Origin of the sequence: Cricetibacter osteomyelitidis, from assembly GCF_004340985.1 — a bacterium.
Taxonomy (GTDB): Bacteria; Pseudomonadota; Gammaproteobacteria; order Enterobacterales; family Pasteurellaceae; genus Cricetibacter; species Cricetibacter osteomyelitidis.
The window spans coordinates 15,775-35,874 of sequence record NZ_SLYB01000008.1 but is presented as its reverse complement, the minus strand read 5'-3'; the positions used below and the strand labels follow the sequence as shown (position 1 = coordinate 35,874).

At 33.3% G+C, this 20,100-nt stretch carries 20 protein-coding genes; 16 read left to right on the top strand and 4 right to left on the bottom strand.

Annotation, left to right across the window (positions count from 1 at the left end):
• Nucleotides 1-18 precede the first annotated feature (18 nt).
• The 4 genes from priC to infA all read right to left on the bottom strand — a co-directional run bounded on the left by priC (nucleotide 19) and on the right by infA (nucleotide 2,845).
• Entirely contained in the window at nucleotides 19-615 is a 597-nt protein-coding gene (gene priC, locus EDC44_RS05255) for a primosomal replication protein PriC (RefSeq protein ID WP_279388367.1), read from the bottom strand.
• Complete coding sequence (gene proA, locus EDC44_RS05250) at nucleotides 608-1,864, bottom strand: glutamate-5-semialdehyde dehydrogenase (RefSeq protein ID WP_131976098.1); 1,257 nt, start codon at nucleotides 1,862-1,864, stop codon at nucleotides 608-610. Before proA ends, priC begins: the two co-directional genes overlap by 8 nt.
• A gap of 11 nt (nucleotides 1,865-1,875) precedes the next feature.
• Nucleotides 1,876-2,541, bottom strand: coding sequence for a trimeric intracellular cation channel family protein (locus tag EDC44_RS05245; RefSeq protein WP_131976096.1), 666 nt, complete (start codon nucleotides 2,539-2,541; stop codon nucleotides 1,876-1,878).
• An 85-nt stretch (nucleotides 2,542-2,626) separates the two neighbouring features.
• Entirely contained in the window at nucleotides 2,627-2,845 is a 219-nt protein-coding gene (gene infA, locus EDC44_RS05240; protein ID WP_065237439.1) for a translation initiation factor IF-1, read from the bottom strand.
• A 452-nt stretch (nucleotides 2,846-3,297) separates the two neighbouring features.
• On the opposite strand from infA, the gene EDC44_RS05235 reads away from it, so the two are divergent.
• From EDC44_RS05235 to rfbD, 16 genes are all read left to right on the top strand, one after another.
• Nucleotides 3,298-4,437, top strand: coding sequence for an LPS O-antigen chain length determinant protein WzzB (locus tag EDC44_RS05235; RefSeq protein ID WP_131976093.1), 1,140 nt, complete (start codon nucleotides 3,298-3,300; stop codon nucleotides 4,435-4,437).
• Nucleotides 4,438-4,463: 26 nt separating this feature from the next.
• Nucleotides 4,464-5,099, top strand: a complete 636-nt coding sequence (locus EDC44_RS05230) for an acetyltransferase (protein ID WP_131976091.1) — start codon at nucleotides 4,464-4,466, stop codon at nucleotides 5,097-5,099.
• The gene (gene neuB / locus EDC44_RS05225; protein ID WP_131976089.1) at nucleotides 5,092-6,138 is read left to right on the top strand and encodes an N-acetylneuraminate synthase; all 1,047 of its coding nucleotides are present in this window, start codon (nucleotides 5,092-5,094) and stop codon (nucleotides 6,136-6,138) included. The genes EDC44_RS05230 and neuB overlap by 8 nt, the downstream gene beginning before the upstream one ends.
• Before the next feature lie 12 nt (nucleotides 6,139-6,150).
• Entirely contained in the window at nucleotides 6,151-7,413 is a 1,263-nt protein-coding gene (locus EDC44_RS05220) for a cytidylyltransferase domain-containing protein (protein ID WP_131976087.1), read from the top strand.
• Nucleotides 7,413-8,564: a UDP-N-acetylglucosamine 2-epimerase gene (gene neuC, locus EDC44_RS05215; RefSeq protein WP_131976085.1), complete on the top strand. Its 1,152-nt coding sequence runs from the start codon at nucleotides 7,413-7,415 to the stop codon at nucleotides 8,562-8,564. Before EDC44_RS05220 ends, neuC begins: the two co-directional genes overlap by 1 nt.
• 190 nt (nucleotides 8,565-8,754) lie before the next feature.
• Entirely contained in the window at nucleotides 8,755-9,972 is a 1,218-nt protein-coding gene (locus EDC44_RS05210; protein ID WP_131976083.1) for an oligosaccharide flippase family protein, read from the top strand.
• The gene (locus tag EDC44_RS05205; protein WP_131976081.1) at nucleotides 9,959-10,957 is read left to right on the top strand and encodes a glycosyltransferase family 52; all 999 of its coding nucleotides are present in this window, start codon (nucleotides 9,959-9,961) and stop codon (nucleotides 10,955-10,957) included. Before EDC44_RS05210 ends, EDC44_RS05205 begins: the two co-directional genes overlap by 14 nt.
• Nucleotides 10,958-11,032: 75 nt before the next feature.
• Nucleotides 11,033-11,776, top strand: coding sequence for a glycosyltransferase family 2 protein (locus EDC44_RS05200; RefSeq protein ID WP_207896724.1), 744 nt, complete (start codon nucleotides 11,033-11,035; stop codon nucleotides 11,774-11,776).
• A gap of 5 nt (nucleotides 11,777-11,781) precedes the next feature.
• Nucleotides 11,782-12,672: a glycosyltransferase family 2 protein gene (locus EDC44_RS05195; RefSeq protein ID WP_131976079.1), complete on the top strand. Its 891-nt coding sequence runs from the start codon at nucleotides 11,782-11,784 to the stop codon at nucleotides 12,670-12,672.
• Nucleotides 12,673-13,770: an EpsG family protein gene (locus EDC44_RS05190; protein ID WP_131976077.1), complete on the top strand. Its 1,098-nt coding sequence runs from the start codon at nucleotides 12,673-12,675 to the stop codon at nucleotides 13,768-13,770.
• Nucleotides 13,771-13,803: 33 nt separating this feature from the next.
• A complete protein-coding gene (locus EDC44_RS05185; RefSeq protein ID WP_131976075.1) occupies nucleotides 13,804-14,730 on the top strand; it encodes a glycosyltransferase family 52 in 927 nt (308 codons plus the stop codon).
• 25 nt (nucleotides 14,731-14,755) lie between these two features.
• Nucleotides 14,756-16,174, top strand: coding sequence for an undecaprenyl-phosphate galactose phosphotransferase WbaP (wbaP, locus tag EDC44_RS05180; RefSeq protein WP_131976073.1), 1,419 nt, complete (start codon nucleotides 14,756-14,758; stop codon nucleotides 16,172-16,174).
• 66 nt (nucleotides 16,175-16,240) lie between these two features.
• Nucleotides 16,241-17,305, top strand: a complete 1,065-nt coding sequence (rffG, locus tag EDC44_RS05175; RefSeq protein ID WP_131976071.1) for a dTDP-glucose 4,6-dehydratase — start codon at nucleotides 16,241-16,243, stop codon at nucleotides 17,303-17,305.
• Nucleotides 17,306-17,485: 180 nt separating this feature from the next.
• A complete protein-coding gene (locus EDC44_RS05170) occupies nucleotides 17,486-18,337 on the top strand; it encodes an Abi family protein (protein ID WP_131976069.1) in 852 nt (283 codons plus the stop codon).
• Nucleotides 18,338-18,343: 6 nt separating this feature from the next.
• Nucleotides 18,344-19,216 carry a glucose-1-phosphate thymidylyltransferase RfbA gene (gene rfbA / locus EDC44_RS05165; RefSeq protein ID WP_131976067.1) on the top strand — a complete coding sequence of 291 codons (873 nt, stop codon included), beginning with the start codon at nucleotides 18,344-18,346 and terminating at the stop codon, nucleotides 19,214-19,216.
• Nucleotides 19,216-20,091 (top strand): dTDP-4-dehydrorhamnose reductase, encoded by an 876-nt coding sequence (rfbD, locus tag EDC44_RS05160; protein ID WP_131976065.1) that lies wholly within the window; start codon nucleotides 19,216-19,218, stop codon nucleotides 20,089-20,091. The genes rfbA and rfbD overlap by 1 nt, the downstream gene beginning before the upstream one ends.
• Nucleotides 20,092-20,100: the final 9 nt, after the last annotated feature.

Here is a 20,100-nt window from a genome sequence, read left to right as displayed (position 1 = left end):
GGTATATTGTGATTTTTGCTACATATCCTTTTCATCTTTAAATGCCAAATATTCTTCCAATAATTCAATCGCTTCCAAACAACGGTTTTTACGTTGTTGCGTGATCGTAATTTGTTGATGATAAAACTTTTTTTCGTCTTGTGTGGTAGCAGTGAGTAATAAATTTTCCTGATGTGTAATTTTATTATTCAATGCGGACAAGGCTTCATAATATTTGCTCAAACGTTCTCTGGGCGGTAGTTTATGAATTTCGTGTTTGACTTGTTCGGATTTTGATAATTTTCGTTGAGAAACTACCGCACTTTTCGTCGGTTTTTGAGCGGATTTAGAGGGAAATTGCTGACGATTCATTGCTTCCGAAAGTGCGGTGCATTGCGCTAATAATTTTGCAGTAAGAAATTCCCATTGCTCAGTTTGCTGGTTTAATTGTTCCAGTTGCTCAAAAGTAGCTTGAATTTCATTTTGATAAAATTCAAAGGAAGCAAAATCATCGCTGAATAAAGTGCGGTCGAATTTGGCATAGATTGTTTGTTCTGCAGCTATGCCAAATCCAAGTTTTTGATACATTTTTTCAACCGCATTTTTCAGCGCTTGAAGTTGAGTTGAGTTAGGCACGAGAGGTGTAATCTCCCATGCCTACCCATTTGTAAGTGGTGAGTGCTTCTAATCCCATTGGGCCGCGGGCGTGCAGCTTTTGTGTGCTGACAGCCACTTCTGCTCCTAAGCCGAATTGTCCGCCGTCGGTGAATCGGGTGCTGGCATTCACATACACCGCAGCAGAATCCACTTGCAGCACGAATTGTCGTGCTAATCGTGCGGATTCCGTTAAAATACCGTCCGAGTGTTGGCTGCCGTATTCGCGAATATGTGACACTGCTTCAACTATATCTTTCACAATTACCACATTTAATTCATAAGTCAGCCACTCATTACGTAGTTGCTCATCGGTAACCGGTGATACATTCGCTCCCGCTTGCTGCAAAATCGCAAGTGCGGTCGAATCTGCGTGAAAATTCACTTTGCCTTTTAAGTGATTGGCTAATTTCGGCAAAAATTCGGCTGCGATAGATTCTTGCACTAATAAGGTTTCTAAGGTGTTACAAGTGCTTGGACGCTGGGTTTTGGCGTTTTCAATCACCGATAAGGATTTTTCCTGATCTGCGGTTTGTTCCATAAATAAATGGCAAATACCGATACCGCCGACAATCACCGGAATCGTAGAATGTTGTTTGCAAAGATCGTGCAAGCCCGCACCGCCACGCGGAATAATCATATCCACATATTGATCAAGTTTTAATAATTCCATAATTAATGTGCGATCAGGATCGGTAATGGCTTGCACGGCTGTTTTCGGCAAACCTGCTTGAGACAACGCTTGTTGCACTACGTCCACTAAAATTTTATTGGAATATTGAGTTTCTTTGCCGCCGCGTAAAATTACGGCATTACCGGTTTTTAAACACAGGCTTGCCACATCAATAGTAACGTTAGGGCGGGATTCGTAAATTGTACCGATTACGCCCACCGGTACACGCACTCGTTCAATGCGTAAACCGCTGTCGAGTAAACTTCCGTCCATAATTTGTCCCACAGGATCCGCTAATGACATGACGTGACGCACATCATTGGCGATGCTTTGCAGGCGGGATTCCGTCAGTAATAAACGATCGATAATAGCTTCCGATAACCCGTTTTTACGTGCAATTTCAATATCTTTGATATTTTCCGCTAAAATGACCGCACTTTGTGCTTCTAACTGTTCGGCAATAATTCGTAAGGCACGGTTTTTTTCTTTTTGTGATAATTGTGCCAATGCAAAAGCAGCTTGTCTGGCATCTTTGCCCATTTGGATTAAATCTGTCATATGCGTTGTTCCTATTTGGTCTTTTTTGGTAATTTATCGTCAAGTTTTGGCGTGTCCTGTTCTTGATAGTCAAAAACAGGCAGCCCTAACTCAAAATAGATTGCCAGCAATCGTAGCACAAAACCGCTGATTAACGTGATGATAACCACTGCATTATGCTCAATACCGAGTTGTTGCAAACCAATATAAATGCAAGTGGCAAGTAATGCAATACTGGCATACAGCTCTTTTTGAAAAACCAACGGAATGCGGTTGCATAATAAATCCCGCAACACACCGCCAAAGGCGCCGGTAACAATAGCCGCAACGCCGGCAATCATAAAACCGTGCCCCATATCTAAGGCAACTTGTGCACCGATAATAGAAAATACAATCAGCCCGAGTGCATCTAACACCAAAAAGATAGTACGAAAATATTGCATAAAATTACGGATGAAGGGAGCGATAAACACGGTCAAAATAGCTGCACTGGCAACGATCATAATGTATTCCGGATGTTTTACCCAGCCGAGCGGATAGTGTCCAAGCAACATATCGCGTACTGAGCCGCCACCGATAGCCGTCATTGAGGCGATAATAATTACACCGAAAATATCCATTTTTTCTCGTCCGGCAGCTAAAGCACCGGTAATCGCCTCGGCAGTGATGCCGATAATATAAAGTGCGGTCAATAACATAAAAATTTTCCTAAAATTTTATCAAATACAAAAAATGCACAACTAACGTATTGTTTAATTGTGCATTTTAAGAATCTTGAAATAATTAACGGCTGCGGAAAACGATTCGTCCCTTGCTTAAATCGTAAGGAGTCATTTCCACCGTTACTTTATCCCCGGTTAAAATGCGGATATAGTTTTTACGCATTTTACCTGAAATATGGGCAGTCACTATGTGACCGTTTTCTAATTCAACACGAAACATCGTATTAGGCAGAGTTTCCAAAATTGTTCCCTGCATTTCAATGCTATCTTCTTTAGCCATTAAGTCCTCTTTTTATTAATTCATCAGATATAAGATATTATCGGCTGCGGATTATACCTTTTTCGACGATGTTCTTAAAGAGTTATTTTGGCGAAAAAGTAATCTTTTTCTTTTTTGCATTTCAACTATGTTATAGCGGGCCGGTAAATGATTAAAAATTAATTATTTTTTATATTATAAAAAATGGTTATATAAAATAATCTTGCTTTTTATGGAGTGATGATAATAATATGAAATAGATTCTGCAATATTTCGTAAGTTATTATAATTATTGCTAATAATAATGATTCTCATAATAAGGTGAGGCTTTGTTTTGATAGTCGTTTGGAGGTGTTAACCATTATAAAGATAAAACAAATTGTAAACTACTTTCGATTTATTCTGTCTAAGTAATGCGTTAATAAATAGCTGGTTGAATATTTACTATTTTGGACTTTATGAGCAGGAAATTTATGCCAAACTCTCACATTCAGCATAATGATGAAATCAATCTGATAGAACTTATCACACTACTCTGGGATAAGAAAATCCGGATAATTTTAACCGCACTTATTACCACCCTATTTGCCGCCGTGTACGCTTTTACTGCAAAAGAACAATGGACATCTAATGCCCGTGTAGTTGAACCGACTTATGCGGAATTAGGCGGTTATCTTCAACTACGCAATGAATATTCCCGTATTCTTGGCATAAAAGATGATAAAGAGAAAAAAGAAACAGAAATTGTAAAAGAAATTTTTGCTCGTTTTTCCCAATTAGCACAATCTGCCGACGAAAAAGAAGCATTCTTTATTAATTCTGATGTTTATAAAATTGAATCGGAAGGCAAGGATGAACAGGAACAACGTAAAATATTGGCGAAGCTTGTTAACGAAGCTATAGTGTTTACACAACCTGACCCGAAAAAAGAGCCTAATGCAGTAGATAACCGTATTAGCTTTTATGCCGAAACACCGGCATTAGCACAAGATACATTGAAAGCCTTTATTGCCTTTATTAATGAAAAGGCCTATAAACAGGATTTAAATGATTTCTTGGTTCTTTTTGATAAAGAAATCAAGGATTTAAAGCATGAGCAACAAGAGATTACACAAAATTTAATTGTAGAGAATATTGTTCAGCTTAATAACCTCAACAAAGCTTATGATATCGCGGCACATGCGGGTATTAAAGAATACAATAAATCATTTAATTACAATGAAACCGCAGCCGCTACCATTGCCGCCGCTAATGCGGCATTAGCCGATTCTAAAATTTCATTGGCAGATTCAAAACTTAATGAAGGCTTATATTTATTTATGCTGGGAGAAAAATATTTGAAAGCACAAATTGATGTCGTCAAAAGCGATAAATTAATTTATCCGCCACGCTATTATCAAATTGCCGATCAATTAAAACAACTTGAGCCTTTATTTGCTAAAGCACAAAGTGTGGAAGGGCAGTCATGTAGTTATTTGGCTTCGCCGGATTATCCGGTAGTTAAAGATAAGCCCAAGAAGTTGATTATTTTAATCATCGGTTTATTATTAGGATTAATTTTATCTTCTTTTGTTATTTTGCTTTCTCGTGCATTTAAAAAAGAAAAAGCATAAAAGGTCAAAAATAATCAATGATAGGAATGAACAAAAATAAAGTCATCTTTCTTGGTGCGGGTGGCTATGCTAAATCCGCTTTAGATAGCTTGGATCATGCTGAATATGAATTTTGTGGATTTATTGACAAGTTTAAACCCATTGGAAGTGAGCATTTAGGTTATCCTATAGTGGCAAGTGATCTTGAAAGTTTTGTTGAACGGGATAAATATCATTATTTTATCAGTATTGGTGATAATGAACACCGTTTAGAAAAATATCAGATTTTAATGAACTATCAATGCAAGTTAATCAGTATTATAGATAAAAGTGCATTGATTTCCCGTTTTACCCGAATCGGGCGTTCAGTGTATATTGGTAAAATGGCAATTATTAACGGTGACAGTCAAATTGGGGATAATTGCATAATCAATAGTAAAACGCTTATTGAACACGGTTGCAAAATTGCAAATCATTGCAATATTTCGACGAATGTGACGATTAATGGCGATGTGACTATCGATGAGCTTTCTTTTATTGGCAGTTCCAGTGTGTTTAACGGGCAACTTCATATTGGTAGAAATGTCACGGTCGGTTCCGGAAGTGTTGTAATTCGCTCTATTCAGGATAATTTAGTTGTTGCAGGCGTGCCTGCCAGAGTCATTAGGAATAAAAATGTCTAAAAATAAAGTGTTTATCGTAGCTGAAATTGGTTGTAATCACAACGGTGATGTCAACTTAGCTTATAAAATGGTTGATGTGGCGAAAAAGTGCGGTGTTGATGCTGTGAAATTTCAAACTTTTAAAGCAGATAAACTGATTTCTAAATATGCACCAAAAGCAGAATATCAAAAAGTCACTACCGGCACAGCTGATTCTCAATTAGAAATGACACGTAAACTTGAGTTACCCTATAATGAGTTTATTAAATTGGAAGCTTATGCCCGTTCACTGGGATTAGAAGTGTTTTCTACGCCTTTTGATATGGAATCTATTGATTTTTTAGCTTTACAGCAGCAAAAAGTGTGGAAAATCCCTTCAGGTGAATTAACTAATCTGCCTTATTTAGAAAAAATCGCTCGCCTGCCGATAGAAGGAAAAACTATTGTCATTTCGACCGGAATGGCAACGCTTGATGAAATTAAATGGTCATTAAATATTTTAGAAAAAGATGGTATGGCAAGAAAAGATATAACTGTTTTACATTGTAATACTGAATATCCTACACCATTTGAAGATGTAAACTTAAATGCAATTCATCAATTAAAATCTGAATTTGTGGGTTTTAATATCGGTTTTTCTGATCATTCGGAAGGCTATTTTGCCGGTATCGCTGCCGTACCTTATGGTATTACATTTATTGAGAAGCATTTTACGCTCGACAAAAATTTTGAAGGGCCGGATCATAAAGCCTCAGTGACTCCTGATGAACTCGAGTTATTATGTAAAGGCATTCGGGCGGTTGAAAAAGCCTTAGGTTCTTCAAAAAAAATTGTCACTCCATCTGAGGCAAAAAATAAAATTGTGGCAAGAAAATCCATTATTGCTGCTCGTACGATTAAAAAAGGTGAAATTTTTACAGTTGAAAATATTACAACTAAACGCCCCGGAAATGGCATTAGTCCGATGTATTGGTATGATATTTTAGGTAAAGAAGCACAAAATGATTTTGCTGAAGATCAGCTAATTGTAGATAACAGATTTGAAAATCAACAAGTGTAAACGGTATTATTTATGAAAAAAATAGCAATTATTACAGCCAGAGCCGGCTCAAAAGGCTTGCCGAATAAAAATATGTTGTTAGTTGATGGAAAGCCGCTGATGGCATATTCTATCGATGCTGCGATTGAATCCAACGTTTTTGATAAAATCATCGTAACAACAGATTCACAAGAATATATTGATGCACTTTCTCATTATCCGATCGAGTTTATAAATCGTGCACCACATTTAGCAACCGATACAGCAAGTTCTTTTGTTGCACTTGAAGATGTATTATTAAAATATGCAGATACAGAATTTGATTACTTTGTACAACTCCAACCGACATCCCCGTTAAGAACGGTTCAGCATATTAAAGAAGCCTGCGAAAAGTTTGAGAAAAATTTTGATAAATTTGATTTTTTAGTATCTGTAACCGATGCTCATAAACCGACAACATTGACACGTAAAATTGATGAAGATGAAAGTTTAAAATATTTTCAGCTTGATTATTCTAATTATGCTCGCCAAAACTATTCGCCTGAGTATTCACCTAATGGTGCTTTTTTTTTGGCGAAGCCAAAAGAATATTTAGCTCAAAAACATTTTTATGGTGAAAAATCTTTAGCTTATTTTATGGATAAAACAGTATCGGTTGATATTGATGATAGAACCGATTTTGAACATTTTTATTTTCTTATTCAGCAACGAAATAAAGAAAACATATTATTGAATCAAATTAAACAGCGTATTTTAGCTAAAAAAGAAAATTTCAACCGACAAGCAAATATTACTTTTGTCGGCCATTCTATTTTAGATCAATGGAATATTGAAAAATTAGCAAACTTGACTGTGCAAAATATTGCGGTTTCCGGCATTTCTACCCGTCAATATATTGAACTGTTATTAGATAGTGGCATTGTTAAAACCTTAGCTAAAAAAGTGCTTCTGATGACTGGCACAAATGACATCGTTAAACCAAATTGGACTAATGAAAGTGTATTATCCGATATCCAAGAATTAATTCAGAAGTTAAAAAATATTCGTAGTGATATTGAAATCTATTTTTTAGCGGTTACGCCTGTTGCATTCCGTGCAGATCGTAATAATCAGGACATTCGTCAATTAAATACCTATTTAAAAACACATTTAACGGAAGCAAATTGGATTGATTTAGATGATGAATTTAGCGATCAATACCATAAATTAAACCTAAATTACACCAATGACGGTTTGCATTTGAATAACAATGGCTATCAATTATTAGAAAATATTGTAAAAAGTGCGGTGATTTAATGAAAAAAATTGCTTATATTACCGGTTCACGTGCAGAATACGGCATTGTAAAACGCTTGCTTAAACGTTTACAAGACGATAATACTATTGATTTTTCTTTAGTGGTCACTGCAATGCACTTAGAGCAACAATATGGCAATACCGTTAATATTATTGAGCAAGATGGTTTTAAGATTGCCGCAAAAATCAAATTAAATTTAGACAGTAAAAATAATCAAACTATTATTAGCTCAATGGCGGAATGTTTGGATAAATTTGGGCAATTTTTTAGTCAAAATAAATTTGATGCAGTAATTATATTGGGTGATCGTTATGAGATGCTTTCTGTAGCGACAGCTGCGGCAATGCATAATATCTCTATTATTCATCTGCACGGAGGTGAGCAAACCCTTGGCAATTATGATGAGTTTATCCGTCATAATATCACTAAAATGAGCAAGCTTCACTTAACGGCAACGGAGACCTATCGTAAGCGAGTGATACAGCTTGGTGAACCGCCTGAAAGTGTGATTAATGTTGGTTCATTGGGGGCTGAAAATGGGTTGAGTTTAGTTTTACCAACAAAAGAACAATTAAGAAAAAAATTCGGTAATTTCGACCGCACTTATTTTATGGTGGTATTTCATCCTGAAACCCTAACAAATATTTCAGTGTTGGCACAGTTAAATGAACTAATCTATGCTTTAGATAAATTCAAATCTCAGTATGACTTTGTTTTCATCGGTTCTAATGCCGATACGCATTCAGATGTAATTTTTAGCCGATTAAAAATATATACGGATGAAAATAATTTTAAATTTTTTACATCAGTCAAACCTGAAGAATACCTTGCCTTAATCAAATATTCCAAAGGTATTATCGGTAACAGCTCATCCGGTTTATTGGAAGCTCCATCTCTTGGCGTTGGAACGATCAATATTGGTAATCGTCAACAAGGTCGCGTGCGTGGTGATAGCGTGATTGATGTAGAAACCAAGGAAATTGCAATAACAAAAGGTATCGAATATCTGTTAAGTAATGAATTTCAGCAAAAATTACCAAATATGAAAAATCCTTATTACCAAGAAAATGCAATGGAAAAAGCTTATTTAGCAATTAAGGATTTTTTAAAGAGAGATAATACATATCCGAAAGAATTTTTTGACCTATGATTGCAGGGCAAAATTATGTAATATGTAGAAAACTTAAATAGTCTTGATTTTAATCGTGAATATATTTTTTGTTTTAGCACGATATTACACAGAACAAGAAATACTCAGTTCGATATTATTTCCTGAATTAAAAATTGATTTAGAGAAAGTGTTTAATATTGATTAAGTATATAGATAACAGAAATAAATAATGAAAGTAGTTAAAGACAGTGTGATTTATTTAGGTGGAGAGCTTTTTTCAAAAGCTCTGCCTTTTTTACTATTGCCTTACTTAACACGAAAACTAGGGGTTGAAGGCTTTGGTGAGATGTCTTACTATACTGCCTTTTTAAGTTTTTTCACTATTATAGTCGGGCTAAGCCAAGATGGTGCAGTGGCTCGTTACTATTATTTTTATGGTAAACGTAACTTAGGTACATTAGTTTTTTCAGGTTATTTATATACGGCTTTAATTACTTTAATCGGTTTACTTGTTGCAGCATATTATCAATCGCTTATTTTTGCTGTTTTAATTTTAACTTCAGCAACAAGTAGCATGCTTGCTGTACAATTAAGCGTAAGACAGTGTCAAAAACAAGCGATTAGTTATGTAAAAATCCAATTAGCAACAGGAATTCTGTCAGCATTATTAACAGTTATAATATTAGAATTAGTAAATACGGAATTAGTATTATTTCGGTTTATAGCAATGCTCGCAACTCAGTGTCTGATTGTGATAGGGGCTTATTATTTGTTTCCAAACAATGCCGTTATAAAAATAAGATGGAAGAAAAAGCAAATATTGCTTTCTTTAAATTATATATTTACATTTGGATTACCTTTAATGCTACATCATGGTAGCAATACATTAAAAGCACAGGCGGACAAATGGCTGGTTTATCATCAATATTCGGCAGAAAGTTTAGGAGTGTATGCCGCAGGATTTCAGATTGCTAGTATTTTTAGTATTTTAATTATGGCAATAAATAAAGCAACTGTTCCATATTATTTTGAGGCATTAAAACAAAAAAGATTAAATAAAAATACTATTTTAAAATGGTCGTTATTATCTCTTTTTGTTGCACCTATTATATTTATAATAAGTTATTTATTACCAGAGTCATTATTTTTATGGTTGCTTGATGAACAATATATTGGGGTATCTTATTATATTAGTATTTTTTTAGTTGGGTTTAGTCTGATGATTCCTTATTTATTATTAGTTAATAATTTATTTTATCTTGGAAAGAATGGAGTTGTATCAATTAGTTCATTAATTGCCACATTAGTATATATTTTTTCTTTAATTTTTCTTAGTGGAACAGGTATAGAGAATATACCATTTGCATTGATTATTGGAAATATTCTGATATTACCTATTCTTTATTATAAAATTGAAAAAAGTGAGATAAAAAATGAGCGATTCTAATCAATCAAAATCAAATTTAATTATAGTTCATACACCTTTACAAAGTTTAATTGCTGAGAAAATTATTGAAAATAACCGAAATGAAACCTTTGAACTTATTATGATTCACCATTCCCATAGCAAGTTAAGCAATCAAAAATTCGAATATTATTTTGATAGATTAAAAGAAAAATGTGAAAAATCATACCGGCTATGTATTCCATTATTTTCTAAATTGAAAATGCTTTATATGCTATACAAGATGATTTTTAAATTTTATGGAAAAAAATATGATACTATCTTTGTTTCAAGTATTGATATGGCACAAGTACAAGGACTTTTATCACATTTGAAATTTAATGCAATAGAAAGTTTTGATGATGGTTCTGCTAATTTAATGAAGGATACCTTTTTCGATAGTAAGCATTACACAATATCACTTAAACATTTTATTCGAGATATCCTCATATGTAATAGAGTCGATATCAAAAATTTGAAAAGTAAAATAAGGAAACATTGGACTATATATCCGAACTATGAAAATATCATCACGGCTCCTAAAAAAGTAATTAAACTTATTTCTTTAGAGGAAATTAATCATGGTGAGGAGTCCGATTTAAAAACAATAAAAATCTATCTTGGACAACCTGTTTTTGAACCTGATATTAATAAATGTATAAATTTAACAGAAAAGGTTGTGAATTATTTTGGTATTGAAAATTATTTCCCACACCCTCGGGAAAATTATACTATCTATGGTGTTAAATATATTAATACTAATTTAATTATTGAAGACTATATTATACAAAAACTAAATGAAAACCCTAGGGTAATATTTGAAATTTACAGTTTGTATAGTTCCGCTTTGCTGCATTTGGTTAATATCCCTAGGTTAACTTTGTTTTCTATTAAACCTAATGAGGTTTTTTTTAATAAAAGAAATATTAGAGATTATTATAGAATGGTGAATGATCTAGGTATTAAAATTAAAGAAATTGATTTTTAAACTTAACTTGTATTTTTTCCAGTTTAAAGAATTTTATAAATAGAACGATTAAATTATTTAACCATAGAGATTAAAATGAAAGATTTGGTTTCTATTATTATGCCGACCTATAATGCATATGAATATCTAAATGACGCAATACAATCAATATTAAAACAATCATATACTCATTGGGAGTTGATTATTGTGGATGATTGTTCGACAGATGATACATTGAAACTTATTGATAGCTATTCTGATACCAGAATACGAGTATTTAAAAATAATAAAAATTCAGGGCCCGCTTATAGTAGAAATGTAGGGTTGGAAAATGCTTCCGGAAAATATGTTACTTTTTTAGATAGTGATGACTTTATTTCTCCTGATAAATTAAAAGAACAATTAAATTTTATGCTTGCCAATGATCTTGATATGAGTCATGGAAATTATTATTTTTGTGATTTGTCCGGAAATAATATAAAAAAAATCATAACCGATGAATATATTGATTATTCTTGCTTACTAAAAGGCAATCAATTTAAGATAATGACTGTTTTAATAAAGCGGGAACGTATAAAAGATCTACGTTTTCCCTTAATTAAGCATGAGGATTATGCTTTCTATTTGGATTGTTTAAAAAGAATAAAATATTCCTTATCTCAAACAGAGCGTATAGATTCGTTTGTTCGTATTGGGAAAGTAAGTGTTTCTTCTAATAAAATAAAAAGTGCAATATGGACTTGGAATATTTACCGAAAATATGAAAAACTGGGTTTATTGAAATCAATTTTTTATTTTATCCATTATGCCTATAATGGATTTATTAAACACAAGAAATGAAATTTATGAAAATATCAATATTAATTATTACTTATGGTAGAGTTAAAGAATTATTAGAAACATTAGATTCTATTGTTAAATATACCGGACAAGATAATGTCGAATTATTGGTTTTAGATAATAATCCAAACAATCAATTAGAAAAGAGTATTCTTGATATTACAAGTAAAAATATTAAATTACTGACGAGTTATTTTCATGATGGAAAAAATTATGGTGTGGCACTTGGACGAAATTATTTAATTGAAAAAGCCCAAGGTGATATTTTAGTAACACTTGATGATGATGTTGAGATTGATAATATTACTGCATTGCTTGAGAGAATTATATCAGAATTTACTTTATCCAATGATATTGGAGCATTAGCATTTAATATTAAGAATTTTTATACACGGAAAAGTTTACGACATGAGATACCTCATGGAAATAAAAAGCTAGATTTCACTCGAGATATGGATACTTATTATTTTATTGGCGCAGGTCACGCAATTAAAAAAGAAGTTTATCAAAAATCCGGATTATATCCTGATGATTTAGGGATATATGGCGGTGAAGAGCGAGATTTAAGTTTTAGAATCCTTGAGATGGGATATAGAATTAGATATATCAGTGAACTTGTAATTTTCCATAAGGTATCTCCGGATGGGAGACTGCCAAGAGAAGAAGAAGATTATTATCGTTATCGCAATCAATTAATTGTGTTAAATCGTTATATGCCTTTCGTTTATAGATGGACGTCGAATATTATTTGGTCTTTATTTTATTTTATCAAAAAGAAAGGGCGGATTTCAGCAGTGTTTAAGACGCTAAAATTAGTGATAATGAAAGAGAAAAATACTATTTCAGATGACACATTAAAAAACATAAAAAAACTAAATGGAAGGATATTGTTTTAGATGATTATATATAATATATTAATTTTAATATTAATAGTAGGAGTGTTTTTAGATACTTTTAATATAAATTTCAAAAATTATTATTTTATATTCACTTTATTCCTTATCTTCTTAACAGTTATATTAAGATATAATATTGGTGCCGATTATTTATCATATAGTGAAATATATGATAGCATTATACCTTTTTCTGAAACATCTTTTGAAAAACTTATTGATTATTCTGAACAACATCAACTTGAGTACGGATACGTTATCTTATCATCAATTATAAAAAACATAACAGATAATTTTGAAATTTTTATATTTTTATATAATATTATTATTTTTTATTTCCTTTATCTTGGAATGAAACCTTATCCAAATAAAAATATACAATTATTCTTATTGGTTTGTTTATTTTACCCGTTGTATCTTATAGAAGCACATAGGCAAGGAATGGCTTTAGCCATATTTTTCTACAATATTAAAAATATTATTAGTGAGAATTTTTTTAAATATTTGACTTTCTGTATTTTAGGTAGCTTATTTCATAAAGTGTCATTAATTACTATTCTTATTTATCCTTTAATTATAAAAGAATATTCTAAGAAATTATTATTGTTTTTATTGGTATCATCTTTTTTAATTTCATCATTTTCACTGATTGGAAGGTTTATATTATTTTTAAATGAAAATTTAAATCAATTATCATTTATTAGAAGGGTTTATTTTTATTATTTTGTAAAACATGATTCTACACATATTATAAATAGTATAGCTTATATACATAGATTGTTTTGGGGTTGTGTGATATTATATTTTTATAAAAAAATACCATTTAAGCTTGTGAATTTAACTGTTTTATACATTTCTATATTTTTCTTATTTTCTGATGTTGGTATTCTTGCGGGAAGAATATCAGCAATGTTTTTAGTTTCTTACATATGCTGTTTTGCTATATTGTTCTGTAATTTGAGAATGTTTTTTATAAAATTAAGTTTATTATTTCTACTACTAATGTATAACGTAAGTATATTTTATAAAGATATCTACACGCGCCATCCTATTTATGAGACATATAATTATATTCCTTATAGAAGTATTTTTGAGAAATAACCTTTATAATTATAATCAATGGGGGATTAAAAGATGAAAAAAATCATTATCATAAGTAATTTAAGAATGCTATTAATCTATCTATTGATAGAAAATAAATTAGATCAGATAAATGAAAACTTATATATCGTTGATGATTCCTTATCTATTATAAAAAAAGATATAAATAAGATTTTTGTTTCTAAAGCTAAAAATATTATAGATCTTATGATAAAATCACTAAAATACTATTTTAAATTCAGTCGATTACCATTAAAAGAAGTGTGCCGGGTTTATGGTGCAGATCATATAATGGGAGCGAAGTTTTTTTTAAAACGGTTTTCTTTTTTTTTAATTGAAGATGGAGTTCGTAACTATCATTTTCATGCTTATGAAAGAAGCTTTAAAAATAAATTATTTTCAACTCCTAGTTTTGGGTTATATAGAAATGTAAAAAAAATATTTCTTTCACAAAAAACACAAAACTTACCTAAGGAAATTTTAGATAAGGTAGAGTTTTTTGATATTCATTCTCTTTGGAATGGGAAAACAGAAGAAGAAAAATTGCTTATTCTATCTTTTTTTAATATAGATAAAGATAAATTACAGAATTTGAATGAGAAAAAATACATTCTATACACTCAGCCTTTATCTGAAGATGGCATTATATCTGAATATGAAAAGGTTAAAATGTATCAAAATATAATTGCTAATTATAGTATCCATGATTTAGTTATTAAACCACACCCTAGAGAAGTTACTGATTATAATTTATTTTTTCTCAAAGCTATGCTTTTTGATAAAGATTACCCATCAGAAATTTTAGAATTACTTGATATTAAGTTTGAAAAAGCAATAACCTTATTTTCAACCGCTATTTTACAATATCCAAAGGAAAAAATAGATTTTTATGGAATGTACAATAATCCTAAGTTATTGAGTAAATTTGGGAATATTCAACTTACAGATATTTATGTTTGATGCCAAATAGTAGGGTATTTACAAAATGAAAAAGAATGAATTTTACGGCAAATTAATTTTAGCAAGCATGGACTTGTTAAGTATCAGTCTATCGTTCGCATTGTCTTTATTAATGCTAAATCTTTTACCTAATGATCTAACTAATTATTTACCTAGTCAGCAAGTGAATGGTTGGTTATTTATTCATTTAACACTTTCCGTGATTTGTGTAGCTTGGTTTTGGATTCGCTTACGCCACTATTCATATCGCAAACCATTTTGGTTTGAATTGAAAGAGGTAATACGCACACTTATTATTTTTGCAGTAATTGAGCTTGCTATTGTTGCTTTTTCTAAACTCTATTTTTCTCGTTACCTTTGGGGATTTATTTGGGTAAGTGCGGTCATTTTTGTGCCACTTTTTAGAGTTCTTACTAAACAGTTTATTATCAAAAATGGGTTATTTGCTAAAGATCTTGTTATTATTGGTTCAGGCAAAAATGCATTAGAGGCTTATCAAGCAATCAGTGATGAAAAGTATTTAGGGTTTAATATTAAGTATTTTGTTCATCAAGGCGGAGAAAATACTGTTAAACATTTAGGTATTTCGATTATCGATCCACAGTTTCAAGATTTATTATCTATTGTTGGAAGAGATACACAATTTACAATCGCATTGGAAGATTCTCAATCGGAAGAATGTAATAATTGGTTGCGATATTTTGCAACCCATCAATGCCCTTCTGTCTCTGTGGTTCCAAGCTTGCGAGGTTTGCCTTTATATAGTACTGATATGGCATTCTTATTTAGCCATGAAGTTATTTTGTTGCGTATAAATAATAACTTAGCTAAGCGTTCTTCACGTTTTTTAAAACGCACTATGGATATATTTGGTTCTCTGGCTATTATTACTTTGCTTTCTCCGGTGCTGTTAACGCTTTATTATTTAGTATCGAAAGATGGTGGTAATGCTATTTATGGACATCCTCGTATTGGTCGTAATAATAAAGAGTTTAAATGTTTAAAGTTTCGCTCTATGGTAATGAATTCAAAAGAAATATTGGAAAAATTATTAGCTAAAGATCCGGAAGCTCGTGCCGAATGGGAAAAAGACTTTAAGCTAAAAAATGACCCAAGAATTACAAAAATTGGACGTTTTCTACGTAAAACCAGTTTGGATGAACTCCCTCAGTTATTTAATGTTCTTAAGGGAGAAATGAGTTTAGTCGGCCCTCGCCCGATAGTTAAAGACGAACTTGAGCGTTATGAGGAAGATGTGGATTACTATTTAATGGCAAAACCTGGGATGACTGGATTATGGCAAGTCAGCGGTCGTAATGATGTCGATTATGAAACCCGGGTTTATTTTGATTCTTGGTATGTCAAAAACTGGTCAGTATGGAACGATATCGTTATTCTATTTAAAACAGTTAATGTTGTTCTTAAGCGTGATGGTGCGTACTAAAAAATTTTGCAGTTGTATAATATGCCGTTAGAATAATCGGGATATTATATTTTAAAGTAGGTTTATATGAAAATTCTTGTAACCGGCGGTGCAGGCTTTATCGGTTCGGCAGTTGTTCGCCACATCATCAATAATACACAAGACAGCGTAGTAAACGTTGATAAGCTCACCTATGCGGGTAATTTAGAATCACTTGAATCTGTTGCTGACAACGCTCGTTATGCCTTTGAGCAAGTGGATATTTGCGATCATGCGGAACTTAATCGTGTGTTTGCCCAACATCAACCTGATGCAGTGATGCATTTGGCGGCAGAAAGTCATGTAGATCGTTCTATTGATGGTCCGGCAGCGTTTATTGAGACCAATATTGTCGGTACATATTGTCTGTTGGAAGCGGCTCGTCGCTACTGGAATAGTTTAGATGAAATAAAAAAATCGGCATTCCGTTTCCATCATATTTCCACTGATGAAGTGTATGGTGATTTGGAAAGTTCGGATGATTTATTTACGGAAACGACACCTTATGCACCAAGTAGCCCTTATTCCGCTTCAAAGGCATCAAGTGATCATTTAGTGCGTGCGTGGTTGCGTACTTATGGATTCCCGACTATCGTCACCAACTGTTCAAATAATTATGGTCCGTTCCATTTTCCGGAAAAACTCATTCCCTTAATAATTCTAAATGCTTTAGACGGCAAGAAATTACCTGTGTATGGCAATGGTATGCAGATTCGGGATTGGCTATTTGTGGAAGATCATGCCCGTGCATTGTACAAAGTGGTTACCGAAGGTGAAATAGGCGAAACCTATAATATCGGCGGTCACAATGAAAAAGCCAATATTGAAGTAGTCAAAACTATCTGCGGATTATTGGAAGAGTTAGTGCCAAATAAACCGGCAGGCGTAGCCAAATACGAAGATTTGATCACTTATGTTACCGATCGTCCGGGACATGATGTGCGTTATGCCATTGATGCGGCAAAAATAAGCCGTGAACTCGGTTGGAAGCCGAAAGAAACCTTTGAGTCAGGAATTCGTAAAACTGTGGAATGGTATCTGAATAATAAAACATGGTGGAATCGCGTGTTGGATGGTTCTTATAGTTTGGAACGCTTAGGGGCGAATTTATAGGTATAAAAAAACAAATGACAGCCATAGACTGTCATTTGTATCATCATACTATAACAAAGAGTAGATACTCTCGAGACCAAGAAGATTTTCATCTGGCTAGTGACAACATTATATATTAAAAAAACACAATTTGGTAAGTTCTAGATATAAAAAATGTAAATAATTTTATAAAGGTGCAGAATGATTAATAATATTCAGTGTATTTCAGAAAGCCGTTTGTCTCCCTATATGCTCTTATGTAAAGGTGACAAGTTAGAGGCTATTTGCGTATACACTGCATTACAACACCGTTCGGCTCTTTATTTTACGATTATTCAGGAAATTGAAATTGCATTTAGAAATGAATTGAGTTCTAAGATTGAGATATGGCTTAAAAATAGTTTATCTAGCCCTACAACAGATTTATATGATTTTTTTAAAAATCATATGCTTATGTATTTAAGTAAAGAAGGGCAAAAACAATTACAAAAAGCACTTAGTGATGTTCAGTTAAATTATTCTAATAAACTCCAAAAAACAATTACTAAAGCAAGGCAAAAAGCTCTTAAAAAAGGATTGCCGGAACCAATCGCTCAAGATATTTCAAATAAAGTTAATCCGCCTAATCATAATGACATTATTTCCCATTTAACGTTTGGATTTTGGGTTTATCTACTTGAACAAGATAAACAAAAAAATCCAAATTATCAATTTTGGGCTAATATTTTTGAGGATTTATTTGAGGGACGGTTTTCAACTAATTTAAATTTATTCACACGCATGAAAGACGTATTACGTTTTAGAAATAATCTTTATCATCAAGAAGCTGTATGGAAAGGAGCTAATATTAATACTCCCCTAAAAGCTTTACAAAATTTAGAAACTAAATTTAATAATTTTCTAGAACATCTTAATAAGCTATCACCATATCGTTTTGCTCTGGTAGAGAAGTCTTATCATTTAAATAAGATGAAAAGTCAGTTATTTGATCATCAGGCCTTTACCAGCGAACTTGCAGAATTAAAATCTTTATTAGAAATAAATAGGATATAGAACATAATGAAAGGTATTATTCTCGCCGGTGGTTCTGGCACACGGCTTTATCCGATAACCCGCGGTGTGTCAAAGCAGTTACTACCGGTTTACGATAAACCGATGATTTATTATCCGCTTTCAACCTTGATGTTGGCGGGGATTTGTGAAATTTTAATTATCACTACGCCGGAAGATAACGAGAGCTTTAAACGCTTGCTTGGAGACGGTTCGGATTTTGGTATTCAACTCAGTTATGCCGTGCAACCGAGTCCGGACGGTTTGGCTCAGGCATTTTTAATCGGTGAAGAATTTATTAATGGCGAAAGTTGTGCTTTGGTATTGGGTGATAATTTATTTTATGGTCAGCACTTTACTCAAATGTTGAAAAATGCCGTTAATCGTCAAACCGGTGCGACGGTGTTCGGTTATCAAGTCAAAGATCCCGAGCGTTTTGGTGTGGTCGAATTTGATGAAAATTTCACCGCACTTTCTATTGAAGAAAAACCGATACAACCAAAATCTGATTGGGCGGTGACCGGTTTATATTTTTATGATAATCGGGTGGTAGAATTTGCCAAACAAGTAAAACCGTCTGCCCGCGGCGAATTGGAAATTACCGCATTAAATGAAATGTATCTTAAAGACGGTTCGTTGAATGTACAATTATTAGGTCGTGGTTTTGCATGGCTTGATACGGGAACCCATGAAAGTTTGCATGAAGCGGCGGCGTTTGTTCGCACCATCCAAAATATTCAAGGTTTGCAAGTCGCTTGCTTGGAAGAAATTGCTTGGCGTAACGGTTGGTTGAGCAAAGCACGAGTAGTGAAATTGGCCAAATCGCTGAGCAAAAATGAATATGGTCAGTATTTGCTTCGTCTGGTTGAAGGGGCAAAATAATGGCAAAAATTTTAATTACCGGTAGCCGAGGGCAAGTGGGGACGAGTTTAGTCGAACAGCTTGCCGGTAAAGCCGAGATTTTAGCCGTAAGCAGTGAGCAATTGGATATCACAAATCGTCCTGCAGTTATCAAAGCCGTTAATGCTTTCCAGCCGGATGTGATTATTAATGCGGCAGCATATACGGCAGTGGATCGAGCGGAAAGCGAAGTGCAAATGGCCGAAGCCGTTAATGTTAACGGTGCGAAGTATTTAGCCGAAGCAGCCGATTTAGTCGGTGCGGCGATTTTACATATTTCCACGGATTATGTGTTTGACGGTCAAGGTGTGGGAGAATATAAAGAAAGTGATTCGGTTGATCCGCAAGGCGTGTACGGTCGTACAAAATTGGCGGGCGAAATAGCGGTGCAGCAGGCTAATCCTAAATCTATTGTTTTGCGTACTGCTTGGGTATTCGGCGAGCATGGTAATAATTTTGTCAAAACTATGCTGCGTTTAGCTAAAGTGCGTGACACATTAGGCATTGTCGGCGATCAATTCGGTGGGCCAACTTATGCAGGGGATATTGCGGCAACATTGATTTATATTGCAAACCAAATTGTGACGGGTAAACCCGTGGAATATGGCATTTATCACTACACCGGGCAGCCTTATGTGAGCTGGTTTGAATTTGCCAAAGCGATTTTTGCAGAAGCGGAAGCACAAGGTGTGATTGCGAAAATTCCGCAACTTAATTGTATTGCCAGCCGTGATTATCCGACGTCGGCCAAACGTCCGGCGAATTCACGTTTAAATTTGGATAAAATTGACCGCACTTTTGGCATTAAAGCGAGTGATTGGCAAAAGGCGTTGAAAAATATTAAAGCGTATAGTTAAAAGAGCGGT

Excerpts from the sequence above, each read along its gene's own strand:
- proA (WP_131976098.1), bottom strand. The coding sequence starts at position 1,864 with ATGACAGATTTAATCCAAATGGGCAAAGATGCCAGACAAGCTGCTTTT.
- EDC44_RS05245 (WP_131976096.1), bottom strand. The coding sequence starts at position 2,541 with ATGTTATTGACCGCACTTTATATTATCGGCATCACTGCCGAGGCGATT.
- infA (WP_065237439.1), bottom strand. The coding sequence starts at position 2,845 with ATGGCTAAAGAAGATAGCATTGAAATGCAGGGAACAATTTTGGAAACT.
- EDC44_RS05235 (WP_131976093.1), top strand. The coding sequence starts at position 3,298 with ATGCCAAACTCTCACATTCAGCATAATGATGAAATCAATCTGATAGAA.
- EDC44_RS05230 (WP_131976091.1), top strand. The coding sequence starts at position 4,464 with ATGAACAAAAATAAAGTCATCTTTCTTGGTGCGGGTGGCTATGCTAAA.
- neuB (WP_131976089.1), top strand. The coding sequence starts at position 5,092 with ATGTCTAAAAATAAAGTGTTTATCGTAGCTGAAATTGGTTGTAATCAC.
- EDC44_RS05220 (WP_131976087.1), top strand. The coding sequence starts at position 6,151 with ATGAAAAAAATAGCAATTATTACAGCCAGAGCCGGCTCAAAAGGCTTG.
- neuC (WP_131976085.1), top strand. The coding sequence starts at position 7,413 with ATGAAAAAAATTGCTTATATTACCGGTTCACGTGCAGAATACGGCATT.
- EDC44_RS05210 (WP_131976083.1), top strand. The coding sequence starts at position 8,755 with ATGAAAGTAGTTAAAGACAGTGTGATTTATTTAGGTGGAGAGCTTTTT.
- EDC44_RS05205 (WP_131976081.1), top strand. The coding sequence starts at position 9,959 with ATGAGCGATTCTAATCAATCAAAATCAAATTTAATTATAGTTCATACA.
- EDC44_RS05200 (WP_207896724.1), top strand. The coding sequence starts at position 11,033 with ATGAAAGATTTGGTTTCTATTATTATGCCGACCTATAATGCATATGAA.
- EDC44_RS05195 (WP_131976079.1), top strand. The coding sequence starts at position 11,782 with ATGAAAATATCAATATTAATTATTACTTATGGTAGAGTTAAAGAATTA.
- EDC44_RS05190 (WP_131976077.1), top strand. The coding sequence starts at position 12,673 with ATGATTATATATAATATATTAATTTTAATATTAATAGTAGGAGTGTTT.
- EDC44_RS05185 (WP_131976075.1), top strand. The coding sequence starts at position 13,804 with ATGAAAAAAATCATTATCATAAGTAATTTAAGAATGCTATTAATCTAT.
- wbaP (WP_131976073.1), top strand. The coding sequence starts at position 14,756 with ATGAAAAAGAATGAATTTTACGGCAAATTAATTTTAGCAAGCATGGAC.
- rffG (WP_131976071.1), top strand. The coding sequence starts at position 16,241 with ATGAAAATTCTTGTAACCGGCGGTGCAGGCTTTATCGGTTCGGCAGTT.
- EDC44_RS05170 (WP_131976069.1), top strand. The coding sequence starts at position 17,486 with ATGATTAATAATATTCAGTGTATTTCAGAAAGCCGTTTGTCTCCCTAT.
- rfbA (WP_131976067.1), top strand. The coding sequence starts at position 18,344 with ATGAAAGGTATTATTCTCGCCGGTGGTTCTGGCACACGGCTTTATCCG.
- rfbD (WP_131976065.1), top strand. The coding sequence starts at position 19,216 with ATGGCAAAAATTTTAATTACCGGTAGCCGAGGGCAAGTGGGGACGAGT.